This window comes from Pelagibacterium montanilacus (assembly GCF_003992665.1).
In the GTDB taxonomy this organism is placed as follows: Bacteria; Pseudomonadota; Alphaproteobacteria; order Rhizobiales; family Devosiaceae; genus Pelagibacterium; species Pelagibacterium montanilacus.
This window is the reverse complement of sequence record NZ_RZMX01000047.1, coordinates 1-15,921: the sequence shown is the minus strand read 5'-3', so window position 1 is coordinate 15,921 and position 15,921 is coordinate 1. Positions and strand designations below refer to the sequence as shown.

Here is a 15,921-nt window from a genome sequence, read left to right as displayed (position 1 = left end):
AAGCCGGTCCACGCCGGCGCCGATCAGGAAGCGGGGGGTGCGCGGGCCCAGAGCCCGGGCTCAGCTGCCGCGCCCGCGAGCGCAGGCGGGACATGGTCGCCGGTCCGGCGCGTGGCCGGGAGGGGCGAGTGGGTGGCGCTGGAAAGCGTGGCAGGCGGCGCGTCGGTATCGTCCGGGCCAATGGCCACCATCCGCGTGCCGATGGATCCGCCATGGTCGGGGAGCACAGCATCGGGCCGATCATGGACCGTGGTCAGCGACGGCGCACCGGCCGGGCCGCCGATGCCCTGGGGATAGCCCGAGGCCAACGCGGTGCCGACCCCGGCAAGCAGAACCAGCAGGACGACCCATGCGCGCAGGTGCAGGCGTATCGCGGCGGCGATGTGCGGGCTCATTGAGCGCCACCACCCGCCAGCCGGGCCGCGATGGCGGGCCAGTCTGCAAAGACGGTATCGCGCACATGCTGGCCGCCCGAGGGAAGTCCGGCGCCGGCAGCCTGTGCGAGGCGGACCACGATATAGCGCGGCGCGCCGTCCTGTTCTGCCCAGCCCGCATACCAGCCCCAGCCATGATCGCGGTCAAAGCTCGTGTCGGCCCGCCGCGGGTAGGCCGAGCCGGTCTTGCCCGCAAGCGTCCAGCCTTCGGCCTGGGGGTGCCGGGTGATGATCGAGACGGTGTGGGCATGGGCCTCGGCACTGGCGGGCAGTGCGCGTCCGAGAAGCGCGTGGAGAAAGGCGGCCTGCTCTTTTGGCGACACGAGCAGCGAGGAGGCGATCCAGGCACGATCGAGCCCGTTATCCTCGCCTCGATCTCCGGAAAAATCGCCATTGCCAAAGCCGTAGGCCAGGGCATGTCCGCTCAGCCGTTCGGCGCCGAGCGCTTCGGCAATGCGGCGCGAATACCAGACCACCGAATGGGCCATCCAGTGCGCGGGGTCGGCTTCCGCCCGCCACGGCGCGCCGCCCCAGTCGGGATCGCCGGGGCGCGGGGAGAGAGCCGGAGCGTCGGGGCTGGAGAGAACGCCCGAATCGAACCCCATCACCGCGAGCGGCACCTTGAAGGTGGACGCGGGGGTGACCCGCATGGCGCAGGCGCCCTCCTCGATCACCACCGCACCTGTGCGTGCATCGGTAACCAGCGTGCAAAGCGTCTCCGCCCGCGCAGCGTTTGCGCAGGTGATGGCCAGGATCAACAGGAGCACTGCACGCATCATGGCGCGCCCCCCGGGGGCTGATCTTTATCCGCCGACCGTGGGCAGGGTGAGATCGCCCGCGATCAGCTTGTTCTCGAGCAGGCGCGACATGTCGAAATCGCGCGGCAGGTCGAGAACCTGCCAGACCGAGATCAGCGCATCGCAGAGTTCGGCCACCATGTCGTCGGTGTGGTAGGGCGTGGGGGTGATGCGCAACCGCTCGGTGCCCTTGGGCACCGTGGGATAGTTGATGGGCTGGATATAGATGTTGTGGCGGTCCATCAGCATGTCCGATGCCGCCTTGCACAGGCGCGCATCGCCCACGATCAGCGGCACGATATGGGTTTCGGTGGGCATGACCGGCAACCCCGCTTCGGCGAGCACGCGCTTGGTGCGCGCTGCCTGGCGCTGATGGGCCTGCCGCTCGCTGATTGAGCCCTTGAGGTGCTCGATCGACGCGCGCGCCGCCGCGCAGAGGGCTGGGGGCAGGGCGGTGGTGAAGATGAACTCGGGTGCATAGGAGCGCACGGCGTCCACGATCGCGGCGTTGGCGGTGATGTAGCCCCCCATTGTGCCAAAGCCCTTGGCGAGAGTGCCCTCTATGATATCGATCCGGTCCATCAGGCCGTCGCGCTCGCAGATTCCGCCGCCGCGCGGACCGTACATGCCGACCGCGTGCACTTCGTCGATATAGGTGAGCGCGTTGAACTCCTCGGCCAGATCGGCGATCGCGGCGACCGGGGCGACGTCGCCATCCATAGAATAGACCGATTCAAAGACGATCATCTTGGGGCGCTGCTTGCCGGCTGCCGACAGCAGCTCGCGCAAATGCTTGAGATCGTTGTGCCGGAAAATCTTCTTTTCCATGCCCGACTGGCGCACGCCGGCGATCATCGAGGCGTGGTTGAGCTGGTCCGACAAAATGAGGCAATCGGGGATCAGCCGGGCCACGGTCGAAATCGTCGCCTCGTTGGAGACGAACCCCGACGTGAAGACAAGCGCGGCTTCCTTGCGGTGCAGATCGGCCAGCGAGCGTTCGAGTTCCACAAGTGGGCGGTTGGTGCCCGAAATGTTGCGGGTGCCCCCGGCGCCCGCGCCGAGCCGGCCGGCGGTCTGCTGCATGGCTTCGATCACGACCGGATGCTGGCCCATGCCCAGATAGTCGTTCGAGCACCATATGGTGATCTCGCGGGCATTGTCGGAGCTGTCGCGGAATACGGCGCGCGGGAAATCGCCCGCCTTGCGCTCGAGATCGGCAAAGACGCGATAGCGCTTTTCCACGCGAAGGGCGTCGATCGCATCCTCGAAGATGCCGCGATAGTCCATGAGGCCAGCTCCTTGAGCGGAAGCTTGAGGAACGGGTCCTCCGGTCCGCCTTAGTATCGTCCATATGCGCCGCCGAAGTCGCCTCTGGCGTGCCGCTTTCTCCTACCGCGCACGCGCGCGCGGTCAATTGATCCAGAACACATGTCGCGCCGGAGCTGCCCTCAAGGCTAAGTGACGGCTGGCATCCGGGCAAGTCCCTGCACGCGCGTTATTTAGCGCCGATCGGCATCGAGTTCCAGAGCGACGCAATGACGCTGGTTCGTCATGGGTGTTCCCGCCCTAACGCAAAGTCCATCCGCTCAGGTGGACGCGAGAAATTTATCACAGGATTGAGGCTGCGTGGCCCTCTTGCAGCGTCGCGGGAGAAAAATGGGGTCTCCCCCGATACGGGGGGGGCGGCAACACTTTTCTGCCGCATTGGGTTCGGATACGATTTTGGAACCGTTCTTTTGCTGTTGAGGCGAGACCCATCATGAAAACCAAGGCCCTGGCCATTCCGTTTGTCGCAGCGCTCGCGCTGGCAGGCTGTACGACCACTGATCCCTTCACCGGCCAGTCCCAGCTGTCCCGCACCGCGGGCGGCGCCCTGATCGGGGCGGGCGGCGGTGCCGTAGGCGGTGCCATCCTTGGTGCCGCGACCGGCGGCGACGCGCGCGTCGGCGCCCTGATCGGCGCCGGTATCGGCGCACTCGCAGGCGGCGCTGTGGGCAATTACATGGACCAGCAGGAAGCCGAGCTGCGCGCGCAGCTCCAGGGCACCGGCGTTTCTGTTACCCGCGTGGGCGACCAGATCCAGCTCAACATGCCGTCGAACGTCACCTTCGGGGTCAACCAGTCCGACATCCAGCCCCAGTTCCAGGGCGTGCTGCGGTCGGTGGCGCTGGTGCTCCAGAACTACAACCAGACCGTTGTCGACATCATCGGCCATACCGATTCCACCGGCAGCCAGGGCTACAACATGACGCTGTCCCAGCAGCGGGCCAATGCCGTTGCCCGCAACCTCGCGCAGAACGGCGTCGATTCCCGCCGCTTCTTTGTGGAAGGCCGTGGGCCCAACCAGCCCATCGCCTCGAACGCCACCGAGGACGGACGCTCCCAGAACCGCCGCGTCGAAATCCAGATCATCCCGATCCGCTCCTGACCTCACGGGTGTCAACACCGCTGCTTCAATGGGCGCGTCCTTCCCGGACGCGCCCTTTTTCATGGTGCGGGGGTGTGGCTGGGCGAGCGGCCCGAATGGTCGGGGCCATGGTCTTAGCCGCGCTGAATTGAAAAAATTTCAATTCGCTCGCCAGAAATTATGACAGATTCTTCGTCTGAACTGCATTTTCACGGTTGAAATACCCAAGTTCCGCCTGCATTAATTGAAGCGCTTCAATTGTGGTGGGTTCGATGACGCGGAAACGACCGACGATTGCCGATGTGGCCGATGCGGCAGGGGTATCCCTGGGCACGGTCTCGAACTATCTCAACGGCACCGCCAATCTGCGCCCAGCCACCAAGCAGAAGATCGACGAGGCCGTGCGTCGCCTCGCTTATCGCCGCAGCACCATCGCCCGCTCGCTCTCGAGCGCCAATGCCCCGGCCATGGCGCAGGACCGCTCCTCGCTGCCGCGCCTCGTGGTCGTGGGCTATGTGAGCGTAGATTACATGTGCAGCATCGACGTGCTGCCCCATCGTGACGATCGCGCGACGGCCAATCACATCGAAAAGGCCCTCGGCGGTCCGGCCGCCAACGTTGCGGTGGCCGCTGCCGGCATCGGCGCGGGCGGAGCCCATGCGCTGGATGTGGAACTGGCCACCGCGCTCGGGGATGACCCGGACAGCGACTGGGCCATAGCCGAACTCGAGCAGAAGTCCGTCCGCGCCATTCCCATCCGGCAGCCGGCCAACAACCGGCTTTCGCGCTGTATCGTCATCATCGAGCCCAATGGCAGCCGCACGATCATCAACGAGCCGTTCGAGCTCTCGGAAATGGACATGGCCGCCCATTACGATATGGGCCCGGTCGGACGTCCCTCCTGCCTGCACATCGAGGGCTATCACCTCGACCAGATGCGCGGATCGATCGAGCGCTTCCGCAGCGCCGGCTGGAAAGTGACGCTCCATGCCGCGGGCCTGCCGCGCAGCGCCCGGACCGAGGACGGGTTCGTCTCGATGCTCGGGCAGCTCGACCTGATCTTTGCCAACGACCTGATCGTTCGCGAGGTCTTCGACATCCGGGAATCGGGCGGTGACCTGATCGGCGCGGTGGCCGACCGGCTCGCCAGGCTCGAGCGCCGGGGCACCTTCGTTCTCACCCTCGGCGCCCAGGGGGCCGTGGTGTTTCCCGGGGATGGCGCGGCGCCGTTGCGGGTGCCCGCCCTTCCCGTGATGCCGGTCGATGCGACCGGGGCCGGTGACACCTTCGCAGGTGTCTTTCTCGCCTACTGGCTCAACGGGGCAGGCCTGCACGAGGCCGCATCCTACGCCGCGGCGGCCGGCAGTCTCACCGTAACCGTCGAAGGCGCGCAGGGGTTGACGGCCTCCCACGAGGATCTCGTCGCCGCGCTCTCGCCATCACATTTGCAACGGGTGTCCTGAATGCACACGCCCAAGGCCCCGAGGAGGATCTGACCATGATGTTCAAGATGACCGGTATCGTTAAGCGCTTCGGTGGACTGACCGCGCTCGACACGGTCGACTTCGCGGTCGAGCACGGCGAAGTCATGGCGCTGGTCGGCGACAACGGCGCGGGCAAGTCCACGCTGATCAAGACCATGTCGGGCGCCCATGCCCCCGACGAGGGCACCATCGAGATGATGGGCAAGACGGTGCAGTTCCGCTCCCCCCAGGAGGCCTGGGAAAGCGGGATCGCAACGATCTACCAGGAGCTTGCGCTCGCCGGCAAGATGACGGTCGTGGACAACATTTTTCTGGGCCGCGAGATCAAAAAGCCGTTTCTCGGCATCCCGTTTCTTGACCGCCAGTCCATGCGCGCCAAGACCGGCAAGCTCCTCAAGGAGCTCGACGTCCACGTGCCCAGCATCGATTCCTGGGTCGAATCGATGTCGGGCGGCCAGCGCCAGGGCATCGCGATCGCACGCGCGCTCAATATGGACGCCAATCTCATCATCATGGACGAGCCCACCGCCGCTCTCGCGGTCGCCGAAGTGCGCAAGGTGCTCTCGTTCATCAAGGCGCTTCGCGAGCAGGGCAAATCGGTGGTCCTGATCTCGCACAACATTCAGGACGTCTTCGAGGTCTCCGACCGTATCTCGGTCATGCGCCACGGGCGCTGCATCACGGTGCGCGAGACCGCCAAGACCGATCCCCAGGAAATCATCGGGCTGATTACCGGAGCCCATGAGGTGCGCGCCGCCGCATCGTGACGGCGCAGGGTTCGCGGATGACCCGACCCATCCGCAAAAAGGAGAAGGGAACACTCATGAACAAGATCACAATTACCGCCAGTGCCATCGCGCTGGTCGCCGCCGGGTTCGGCACCGCCATCCAGGCTCAGGACCAGACCCGCGTGGCCTTCGTGCCGCAGATCCAGGGCATCCCCTATTATGTGGCCATGGAAGAAGGCGCCAACCGCGCTGCCGAGGCGTTCGACGTCGACTACATCCAGCAGGGTCCCACGAGCACCAACGCCGCCGACCAGCTTCGCATCTTCGAGAGCTTCGTAAGCCAGGGCGTCGATGTCGTCGGTGTCTCGCCGGTCGATGTGGAAACGCTCCGGCCCGCCATCGCCAGTGCCCGCGAAGCCGGCGTCAACGTGATCACGTCCGACGCCGATGCGGCCGGCAGCGAGCGCCAGTTCTACGTCGCCCAGGCCATGGACCAGGATCTCGGCTACACGATCCTCGACGAAATGGTCGAGCGCACCAGCGAGGACGCGAAGATCGCGATCATCTCCGACGCCCCGACGATCGCGAGCCTCAATGCCTGGATCGCGGCGATCCAGGAGCGCGCGGAATCGACCTATCCCGATCTCGAGATCGTCTCGGTCGACCACACCGACGGCACCGCGGCGCGCGCCTTCCAGTTCGCCACCGATGCCATGACCCGCAACCCCGATCTCGACGGCATCATCGGGATTGCCTCGACCACCTGCCCGGGCATCGGACAGGCCGTCGAAGCGGCCGGCCGTCAGGGACAGATCGTGACCACGGGCTTTTGCTCGCCCAACACGGTCAAGGACTACGTCATGACCGACGCCATGACCTATTCGGTGCTCTGGAATCCCGCCGATCTGGGCTACCTCACCGTCTGGGCCGCCAAGCAGGTCGCCGAAGGCGTGCCCTTCGAGGCCGAGCCTGAAGTCGAGGGCCTCGAGGCCAATGTCCGCTGGCTCGAGGACGAGCAGATCCTCCTTCTCGGCGATCCGATGGTCTTCACCAAGGAGAACATCGAGCAGTTCGACTTCTGATCGTCCTGCCGCGTTCAAACATCCCGGCTCGCCCCCATATGCGGGCGAGCCGGCCCAAATCCCGAGGATCCTTGATGGCAACACAAGCAGATACACGGCCGGCGCTCCGATTTGTATCGCCGACCGGCTCGCGCGAACTCGCGCTGCTCGCGGCGATCCTCGTGGCCGGCGCCTATTTCACCCTCGCTTCCCCCTACTTCCTGTCGGTCAACAATCTTGTTCAGACGATGCGGGCGGGCCTGGAGCTGGGTATCGTTTCCGCCGGGATGACGCTCGTGATCATCATGGGCGGGATCGACGTCAGCGTGGGCGGTATCCTGGCCGTGTCGGCCATCGTCATCGGCAAGGCCTATCAGGCGGGCCTGCCGGTCTATATCGTCTCGCCGCTGGGGCTGATGGCCGGAACCGCGCTCGGCGCGGTGAACGGGTTCGTCACCACCAAGCTCAAGGTTCCCCCGATCATCGCGACGCTGGGCTCGATGTACATCTTCTCTGCCGTAATGTTCCTCGTCATCGGCGGCTCGTGGATCGCGGGCCTGCCCGCCACGCTCTCGCCGCTGGTGAATGGCTGGGTGGGGTTCGTGCCCGCCGCCGCGATCGTGCTGTTCTTCGTCTACGGGCTGATGTGGATCATCCTGCGCAAGCTGGCCTTCGGCAACCACATCTACGCCATCGGCTGCGACGAACAGGCCGCCAGGCTGGTGGGCATCAATGTCGACCGCACCAAGATCGCGACCTACGCCATGCTGGGCTTTCTCGCAGGGCTCGCCGCGCTGCTCTATGTAGCACGCATGCGCAATGTCGAGATCAACATCGGCACCACCATCGCGCTCGAAGCCATCGCCGCGACCATTCTGGGCGGCACCAACATCAGGGGCGGCGTCGGCAGCCTCCTGGGCACGCTGCTGGGCGTGGTGTTCATCCGCATCATGCAGAACGGTCTGGTGCTCACGGGGGTCTCCTCGCTGTGGGAAACCGTCATCATCGGCTCGCTGCTGATCGTGGTCCTGACCGTGGATGCGGTCCGCAACCGCAACAATCCGAGGGCAATATGAGTACGCCAGAACCTCGCCAGTTTCGCGCCAGCGACCCCTTGCGGATGCGCGTCTTCGTGCTCCTGGGGCTCTGGATCCTCGCGATCGTCATCATGAGCCTGCTCTCGCCCTATTTCCTGCAGGCGAGCACCGTGCCCTTCATCCTGCAATACCTGCCCATTCTGGGGTTGCTCGGGCTGGGCCAGACCCTCGTCATTCTCGCTGGAGGACCGGGGATCGATCTCTCGGTCGGCTCGATCGTCTCGCTGGTCGGGGTGGCCGTGGGTGCGCTCTTTTCCATCGGGGTCGATATCTGGCTCGCCTGCGGCGCGGGCATCGTGTTCGGCGCCCTCCTGGGTCTGGTCAACGGCGTGCTCGTCAATGTGCTGCGCATTCCCTCGCTTATGGCGACGCTCGCGACCATGTTCGCCTTTGGCGGGCTGGCGATCGCGACCACGGGCGGGCGTCCCATCGGCGGGTTCCCGCCCGAGTTCGCCTGGCTGGGGCAGGGGCGCACCCTCGGGATGCCCAATTCGGTACTCTTCGTGCTCGTGCCCGTGGCCATCGTGCTTCACGTCATGCTCACCCGCACGACGGTGGGCCGGCACATCGTGGCGTGCGGCAATGACGATCGCGCCGCCCACCTCACTGGCCTGCCGGTGGTCAGGATCAGGGTCGGGCTCTATGTCCTTTCCGGTATCCTCTCGGCGCTCGGCAGCGTCATCGCGCTCTCCTGGTTCCTTGCGGCCCGCCCCGATGCCGGGGACGGCATGGAGCTTCTCGCCGTCACCATCGCGGTGTTGGGCGGAACCTACATCTTCGGGGGCACAGGCGGCATTCCGGGCACGATCCTTGCCATCCTGATCATCACCACGCTCCAGATCGGGCTGCAACTGGCCAACATTTCGGCCGCCTGGCAGCTCGGGGTGATCGGCGTGCTGCTCATCGCCTCGGTGTCCCAGGTCCGGGACTGGCGTAAACTCCTCTCGTTTAAGGCCTGAGCGCGATGATCGACGTTCTGTGTATCGGCGACCTCGACGTCGACATGTTCATCTCCGTGTCCTCCGTGCCCGGCTTCGACCAGAAGGTCAGCGGCCAGGACCACGGGCTGATGCCCGGCGGCATGTCGGCCAATTCAGCGGTTGCCGTTGCGCGGCTGGGGCTCTCGAGCCGCCTGCTCGCGGCGGTCGGCGGGGATGACGCGGGCCGGTTCGCGGTCGGGGCCATCGAGCGCGAGGGCGTGGATTGCGATCACCTCGTCCACCGCGAGGACGCCAAGACCTTCATGTGCGTGGTCCTGCTATCGCCTTCGGGCGAGAAATCGCTGATCAAGCTTGAGACCGGGGCCTATCTGCCCGAGCCCGAGGACCTTTCCGACGCCGCCTTTGCCGATGTGGGACATCTGCACACGACCTTCGGACGCCCCACGCTGGCCCACAAGGCGCTCGCCATGGCCACGGCGAACGGCATGTCCACCTCGCTCGATCTCGAGCCGCCCGACATCATCCGCGCACCCAGTGCGCTGCGGGGCGTGCTCGAACAGGTCGATACGCTGTTTCTCAACCGTGAAGCCTACAGAAGCGCGGGGCAGGCGCTGGGCGAACCGCTGGGCACAGGTCATCTGCGCGCGAACGGGGAAATCATCGTGACGCTGGGGGCCGAGGGCGCGCGGCGCCATCACGACGGGCGCATCGAGGACGCACCGGGCTTTGCCGTGCCGTCGGTGGACACCACCGGGGCGGGAGATTGCTTTGCCGCGGCCTATCTCGTGGGGCGGAAGACGGGCCTCGACCCGGTCGACGCGATGACCTTCGCCAACGCCGCTGCCGCGCTGACCACGCTCGAAGTGGGGTCACAGACCGCCATGCCCGGGCGCGAGGCCGTCGAGGCCTTCATCGCCAGAAACCGTCCAAGGGTGGCCGCACCCGCCCGAGCTGCCGGAGAATACCATGCCTGAACGCCGCCATGAGCACGCCGCCGAATTGCAGGAGCTGGGGCTTGCGGCACCCGACGATACGACGATGCACTATCTCTGGCAGATCGTGGACGAGGGCGTCCTTGGCGCAAGCCGGCACGTCAAGCTCTCCAACGAGTTGATGGCGCACCTGATCGAAACCCATGAGGACGGGGTCGAGCGCGCCCGTCTGGTCGCCGGGTTCATCGCCCGGACCCGCGGACACGACACCCCGGTGATCGGCAACAATCTCCAATTGCTGCTCGCCGGGCTCGATGCGGTCCCCGCGGCCGAGCAGGCCCGGGAGTTGCGCGAGAGGATCGCCCGCTGGGACGCCAGCGCTGCCGAACGCAAGCAGCGCCTTGTGGCGTCCGCCGTCAGCCATCTTTCGGGCGCGCGCGGCATCCTCGCCTTCGACTATTCGAGCACGGTGGCCGCCATCGTCATCGCCATGGCCAAAGACGGCCAGGCCTTTGAACTCGTCGTGCCCGAAAGCAGGGCCATCGCCGGGGGCGCGCGCTATCTCGAGGATTTCCTGCCCGCGGGGCTTTCGGTGTCCTTCATCCCCGATGCTGCCATCGAGCATGGCATGCAGGCCTGCGACGCGGCGCTGTTCGGGATCGAGACCCTGCGCGCGGACGGCAGCTTTCTCAACACCATCGGCAGCCGCATGATCGCCCGGCTGGCCGGTCCGATGGGCGTGGAGATATACGGCGCCACAGACATGCTCAAGCTCGATCGCCGCAGCTATGGCGGGCACCGGCCATCCCCTGCCATTCGGACCTATGATGGGGTCCTCAAGACTGGCATCGATATGCCGGGCATCGAGACCGTCACCACCCGGGCCCCCGAACTCGAGGTGATCCCGGCCAATCTCGTCACCTCGATCCTGACCGAGCACGGCCCGGTTCCCCCGGCGGCGATCTGGGCGCTGGGGCGCGAGATGTTTGATATGGACAAGGGAGAGCCCGCATGACCAGCACCATGGAACGGGAAATCACCGCCCAGGCGGTGGTGCTGCCTGACCTCCAGAACACACTGGCCGCGGCCTGTGCCGCCATCGGCGCTGCCCAGGGCCGTGTCTTTGCTGGGGGCTGCGGGGATTCCGCCTTCGCGCCGCTCGCTTTGGCCGATGTGTCGAGGGCGCTCGGCCTTGAGGTGGACGTGCGCACGGCGATGGAGATCGCGTGTTTCACACCCCTCTCTGCCGGTGACACTGTGGTCCTCTCCTCGATATCGGGGGGCACGAGGCGCACGGTCGAGGCTGCCCGGGTCGCGCGCGAGACGGGCGCGCGGGTGATTTCCGTCACCTGCAAGGGGGAAAGCGCGCTCGCCCAGACTTCCGACCAGACCATCGTGCTGCCCTATACCCCCATCTCCCGCAAGACGCCCCATACGCTCGATTATGGCGTCACCCTCGTTGCGCTGGCCGAAGTGGCGCGGGCCCTTTCGGGGCGCGAGGGCGCCGGGTTCTGCGACGTGGCCGCGCAACTGCCCGACATGCTCCGGGTCGCCGAAGCGGCTGTCGCGCCCGCCGCCCGGACCTGGAAGGCCGATGGCAAGGCGATTTTCCTCGGCGCCGGGGCCGATCTGGGCTCCGCGAAGTTCGCCGCCGCCAAGTTCCACGAAGCGGGCGGGCTGACGGCGATGGCCGAGGAAACCGAGAATTTCATCCACGGGATGAATTTCATGCTCGAGCCCGATGACGCGCTTTTCGTGCTAGCCTCCACGCCCGCCGGGCACAAGCGCGGCCAGGAAATTGCCCGCGCCTTTGCACCCCTGTGCGCCACCTCGGTCATCGCGCCCGAAACGCTGGTGACCGGCACGCCGGAAAGCGCTTATGGCGGGCTGTTCGACATGACGTTCCGGGTCCAGCACCTGTGCTTTAAGGTGTTCGGCGCGCTCGGGCTCGAACTCGAAGAGCCGCGTGCCGGGCGGGCGAACGGCCCCGCGCATCTCGAGGCCCAATCGGCCGCCATGGCAAACTGAGCGGGGCCGGCCCGTGGCCCGCTCGGCGTTTACCGCCTGCTGGCCAGCCAGACGATATGGCGGGCGCCGCCGGCCCGGACGCGGACTTCCTCGACGGCGAGCCTGGCCTGGTCGAGGCGTTTGACGAAAGCCCGGTCAGGCGCAGCCGACCATATGGCGAGAACCCCGCCCGGCGTCAGCGCGGCGCGGGCTGCGGCCAGGCCTTTCGCGTCGTAGAGCCGGTCATTGGCCTGCCGGGAGAGCCCGTCGGGACCGTTGTCGACATCGAGCAGGATCGCGTCGAACGGCCCGCTCTGCCCGATCTCGTTGGCGACGTCTGCCTGCCGGAGCGAAACGCCCGGCGCATCGAGGCTCTCCCCATGCACGCCCGCCAGCGGCCCACGTGCCCAGGCGATCACCTCCGGCACCAGTTCAGCGACGATGACCTCCGAGCGTGGCGGAAAATGGCCTAGCGCCGCGCGCAGTGTAAATCCCATGCCGAGCCCGCCGATCAGGATCCGGGCTGGCTGGATTTTTTCAATCCGATCCGCCGCGAGGATCGCCAACTGCTCCTCGGACCGACCCCGGCGGCTGTTCATCAGTTCGATCGCGCCGGCGAAGATCGAGAATTCCTCGCCCCTTTGCATGAGCCGCAATTCATCCCCCTCGGGGACGCGGGCGCGGTCCAGTTCGTTCCAGGCCAGCATTGTGCTTCTCGTATCAAGGGCATCTGTCAGGCTTCCGCTTAACGGGTCGGCCAGCGCTTGTCAGCCTGCGATCGGCTGAAGATCACGCGGGCCATGACACGTGATGGGCATCGATCACATAGGCATGGCTGTGGCGATGCCCGTGGGCCGTGGCGCGCGCTCCGGCAATATGGGGGTGGTCGGGGTCGAGGTCGTCATGGGTGTGGGCGAGCACTTCCGGATCCTCGCGCGGCCAGACCCGCAGCGCTGTGGCCACGCCCAGGGCCCCAACCAGCGCCATGACGAAAAAGGCTGCGCCAAGCCCCGCGCTCGCGCCCAGCCAGCCGACCAGTGGGTAGGTCACGAGCCAGCACGCATGGGAGAGCGCGAACTGCGCGGCAAACACCGCCGGCCGGTCTTCGGGGTGCGCGGAGCGGCGCAAAAGCCGTCCCGAGGGCGTCAGCGCCGCCGAATAGGCTGCGCCCACCGCGAGCCAGAGGGCAAGGAGGGCAGGGAAGTCGGGCATGAGCGCGCCCGCCGCCATCAGCGTGGCCGCAATGGTGGCCGCCCAGAGCATCACCGGCCGCTCGGGGAAGCGGTCGAGCAGCGATGGGAGCGCGAAGGCCGCGAGCATCGATCCCGCGCCGAACGCAGTCAGCGCCAGGGCCGTATCCTGCTGGCCAAGGCCAAAGCGCCCCTGCACCAGCACCACGGTATTGACGATCACCATGGCTCCGGCTGCGGCTGCCGCGAGGTTGATCGCCAGCAGCCCGCGCAGACGCGGGGTCTTGAGGTAGATGCGGATGCCTCTGGTGGTGCGGTCATAAATGCCGCGCGGCTCGGAGGGGCGGGGGCTGGGCAGGCGCACCGAGAGCACGAGGAGCGCGGAGGCCAGAAAGCCGAGCGCGGTTCCGGCAAACAGGCTGTTGAAGGTGATGACGGTCAGGAGCGCCGCAGCCAGAAGCGGGCTCACCACGCTCTCGAGGTCATAGGCCAGCCGGGAGAGCGAGAGCGCGCGGGTGTACTCGCGCTCGTCGGGAAGAATATCGGGAATCGTGGCCTGGAAGGTGGGCGTGAAGCTCGCCGATGCCGATTGCAGAACGAAGATCAGGACATAGACCTGCCAGATCTCGGTCACGAAAGGCAGAAAGACCGCGACGCCGGCACGCACCACGTCCAGGGTCACCAGCATGGCCCTGCGGGGCACGCGCTCCGCGAACGCCGCGGCGACCGGCGCTATGGCCACGTTGGCGATCATCTTGATCGCAAGGGCAGTGCCCAGAACGATACCCGCGTTCTCGCCGGCAAGTGCGAAGGCCAGAAGCCCGAGAGCGACCGTGGCAAGGCCGGTGCCGATCAGGGCGACGATCTGGGCGCCAAAGAGGTGCCGATAGGTGCGATTGGCCAGAATGGCGAACATGGTCGGCCTCAAAGGTATTTGGCGATGGAACGGAATTGTTCGATCTCGTCTCGGTGTGCCGGATCGAGCCCCTCTGTGGCATCGACGAGGCAGTGGTCGAGGTGATCGTGGATCAATGTCTTCTTGGCCTGCCCGATGGCCTTTTCCACCGCGTGCAGTTGCTGGGCGATCTCAAGGCACGACCGGCCCTCTTCGATCATCTGCACGACCGAGTTGAGATGCCCGCCGGCCCGCTTGAGGCGTTTGACGATGGCAGGGTGGGACTGGTGGGGTGTCGATGTGCTCATGGCGCATTCATATCCCCCGGGGGAGGATAAGGAAAGATGTAATATTTACCTGCCATGAGCCTGGTGCATGGCAAGTATGACTTGCGCGCCGGGAATTCTGCAGGCAAAGACTGTGGCGTAAATTGGACTTGGCGGAAACGCCGGGTGGCTTCTCCGGGCGCCTATCCCTCGGCAACCAGCACACAGAACACAGCACCGCGCTCAAACAGCGCCGTCCTCCTGCCTGTTGGAACCATAAAAATCATGACATCTCTCACCGCGTACAAGCGCGAGTGGTTTGGCAATATCCGCGGCGATGCCATCTCCGGCCTCGTCGTGGCGCTGGCCCTCATTCCCGAAGCGATCGCTTTTTCCATCATTGCCGGCGTCGACCCGCGTGTCGGGCTCTACGCTTCGTTTTCCATTGCCGTATTGATCGCCTTCGTGGGCGGCCGCCCGGGCATGATCTCGGCGGCGACCGCTGCAACGGCGGTTCTCATGGTCACGCTGGTGCGCGATCACGGGCTCGAGTATCTGCTGGCCACCACGGTTATGGCGGGCGTTCTCCAGATCGCCGCCGGGTTTCTCAAGCTCGGCATGGTGATGCGGTTCGTGTCCCGTTCGGTGATGACGGGCTTTGTGAACGCGCTGGCCATCCTGATCTTCATGGCCCAGTTGCCAGAGCTGACCAATGTGTCGATGCTGACCTATGTGATGGTCGCCGCCGGCCTCGCGATCATCTACCTCTTCCCCTACGTCACCAAGGCCATTCCCTCGCCGCTGGTCTGCATCGTGGTTCTGACCGCGCTGGCCATGGCGCTGGGCATGGATCTGCGCACGGTGGGCGACATGGGTGCGCTGCCCGACACGCTGCCCATGTTCCTGATCCCGCAGATCCCGCTGACCTTCGAGACGCTGATGATCATCCTGCCCTATGCGGCAGCGGTTGCGGTGGTGGGCCTGCTCGAGTCGCTGATGACGGCCCAGATCGTGGACGATCTGACCGACACCAAGTCCGACAAGAACCAGGAGTGCATCGGCCAGGGCATCGCCAATACCGCAACCGGCTTTATCGGCGGCATGGCCGGCTGCGCGATGATCGGACAGTCGATCATCAACGTCAAATCCGGCGGTCGTGGGCGGCTCTCGAGCCTGCTTGCGGGAATTTATCTGCTTTTCATGGTGCTGGTGCTCGGGGACCTCGTGACCCAGATACCCATGGCAGCGCTGGTCGCTATCATGATCATGGTTTCAATCGGCACCTTCTCCTGGAGTTCGATCAAGAACCTCACATCCCACCCCAAAAGCTCTTCGATCGTGATGCTCGCGACGGTGGTCACCGTGGTCTACACCCACAACCTCGCCATCGGGGTTCTGGCTGGCGTCATGCTCTCGGGGGTCTTTTTTGCCTGGAAGATCTCGCAGATCTTCAGGATCACCTCGGTTCTCTCAGACGATGGCCAGCACCGGACCTATCGCGTCGAAGGGCAGATATTCTTCGCTTCCGCCGAGGAGTTCACCAACGCCTTCGACTTCAAGGAAGTGCTCGACACCGTTACAATCGACGTCAGCCGCGCCCATATCTGGGATATCTCCAGCGTGCAGGCGCTCGACATGATCATCCTCAAGTTCCGCCGCGAAGGTGCGCAAGTGGAAATTCT

At 65.7% G+C, this 15,921-nt stretch carries 16 protein-coding genes and 1 other annotated feature; of the genes, 10 read left to right on the top strand and 6 right to left on the bottom strand.

The features are described from left to right. Positions 1–23: 23 nt before the first annotated feature. The 3 genes from EO136_RS13285 to hemA are packed head-to-tail and all read right to left on the bottom strand — an operon-like array spanning position 24 to position 2,518. Positions 24–395: a hypothetical protein gene (locus EO136_RS13285; RefSeq protein WP_127144895.1), complete on the bottom strand. Its 372-nt coding sequence runs from the start codon at positions 393–395 to the stop codon at positions 24–26. Beyond that, positions 392–1,213: a class D beta-lactamase gene (locus tag EO136_RS13280; RefSeq protein ID WP_127144894.1), complete on the bottom strand. Its 822-nt coding sequence runs from the start codon at positions 1,211–1,213 to the stop codon at positions 392–394. Before EO136_RS13280 ends, EO136_RS13285 begins: the two co-directional genes overlap by 4 nt. A 24-nt stretch (positions 1,214–1,237) precedes the next feature. Next, positions 1,238–2,518, bottom strand: a complete 1,281-nt coding sequence (hemA, locus tag EO136_RS13275) for a 5-aminolevulinate synthase (protein WP_127144893.1) — start codon at positions 2,516–2,518, stop codon at positions 1,238–1,240. Positions 2,519–2,990: 472 nt separating this feature from the next. On the opposite strand from hemA, the gene EO136_RS13270 reads away from it, so the two are divergent. From EO136_RS13270 to EO136_RS13230, 9 genes are all read left to right on the top strand, one after another. Continuing rightward, positions 2,991–3,659, top strand: coding sequence for a YiaD family glycine zipper/OmpA-like lipoprotein (locus EO136_RS13270; protein ID WP_127144892.1), 669 nt, complete (start codon positions 2,991–2,993; stop codon positions 3,657–3,659). Between the two features lie 251 nt (positions 3,660–3,910). Further along, positions 3,911–5,101, top strand: coding sequence for a carbohydrate kinase family protein (locus EO136_RS13265; RefSeq protein ID WP_127144891.1), 1,191 nt, complete (start codon positions 3,911–3,913; stop codon positions 5,099–5,101). A gap of 35 nt (positions 5,102–5,136) precedes the next feature. Beyond that, positions 5,137–5,889, top strand: coding sequence for an ATP-binding cassette domain-containing protein (locus EO136_RS13260; protein WP_127144890.1), 753 nt, complete (start codon positions 5,137–5,139; stop codon positions 5,887–5,889). Positions 5,890–5,945: 56 nt separating this feature from the next. Then, entirely contained in the window at positions 5,946–6,932 is a 987-nt protein-coding gene (locus EO136_RS13255; RefSeq protein WP_164730596.1) for an autoinducer 2 ABC transporter substrate-binding protein, read from the top strand. 74 nt (positions 6,933–7,006) lie between these two features. Continuing rightward, positions 7,007–7,987 carry an ABC transporter permease gene (locus EO136_RS13250; RefSeq protein WP_164730595.1) on the top strand — a complete coding sequence of 327 codons (981 nt, stop codon included), beginning with the start codon at positions 7,007–7,009 and terminating at the stop codon, positions 7,985–7,987. Beyond that, positions 7,984–8,967: an ABC transporter permease gene (locus EO136_RS13245; protein ID WP_127144887.1), complete on the top strand. Its 984-nt coding sequence runs from the start codon at positions 7,984–7,986 to the stop codon at positions 8,965–8,967. The genes EO136_RS13250 and EO136_RS13245 overlap by 4 nt, the downstream gene beginning before the upstream one ends. A 5-nt stretch (positions 8,968–8,972) precedes the next feature. Continuing rightward, positions 8,973–9,923 (top strand): carbohydrate kinase family protein, encoded by a 951-nt coding sequence (locus EO136_RS13240; RefSeq protein WP_127144886.1) that lies wholly within the window; start codon positions 8,973–8,975, stop codon positions 9,921–9,923. Continuing rightward, positions 9,916–10,896, top strand: a complete 981-nt coding sequence (locus EO136_RS13235; RefSeq protein ID WP_127144885.1) for an eIF2B alpha/beta/delta subunit family protein — start codon at positions 9,916–9,918, stop codon at positions 10,894–10,896. The genes EO136_RS13240 and EO136_RS13235 overlap by 8 nt, the downstream gene beginning before the upstream one ends. Then, positions 10,893–11,909 carry an SIS domain-containing protein gene (locus EO136_RS13230; protein WP_127144884.1) on the top strand — a complete coding sequence of 339 codons (1,017 nt, stop codon included), beginning with the start codon at positions 10,893–10,895 and terminating at the stop codon, positions 11,907–11,909. Before EO136_RS13235 ends, EO136_RS13230 begins: the two co-directional genes overlap by 4 nt. 29 nt (positions 11,910–11,938) lie before the next feature. On the opposite strand, the gene EO136_RS13225 is transcribed toward EO136_RS13230, so the two are convergent. The 3 genes from EO136_RS13225 to EO136_RS13215 form a co-directional block, all read right to left on the bottom strand. Then, a complete protein-coding gene (locus EO136_RS13225) occupies positions 11,939–12,595 on the bottom strand; it encodes a polyamine aminopropyltransferase (protein WP_127144883.1) in 657 nt (218 codons plus the stop codon). An 82-nt stretch (positions 12,596–12,677) separates the two neighbouring features. Continuing rightward, a complete protein-coding gene (locus EO136_RS13220) occupies positions 12,678–13,994 on the bottom strand; it encodes an MFS transporter (RefSeq protein WP_127144882.1) in 1,317 nt (438 codons plus the stop codon). Between the two features lie 8 nt (positions 13,995–14,002). After that, a complete protein-coding gene (locus tag EO136_RS13215) occupies positions 14,003–14,281 on the bottom strand; it encodes a metal-sensing transcriptional repressor (protein ID WP_127144881.1) in 279 nt (92 codons plus the stop codon). A gap of 121 nt (positions 14,282–14,402) precedes the next feature. Then, positions 14,403–14,459 (top strand) — a sequence feature (sul1 is cis-regulatory element that is thought to sense ions involved in sulfur or methionine metabolism; They are found in Alphaproteobacteria). 65 nt (positions 14,460–14,524) lie between these two features. Here EO136_RS13215 and EO136_RS13210 point away from each other — a divergent pair. Beyond that, the coding region (locus EO136_RS13210; protein WP_164730594.1) for a SulP family inorganic anion transporter at positions 14,525–15,921 on the top strand (1,397 nt) is incomplete at its 3' end.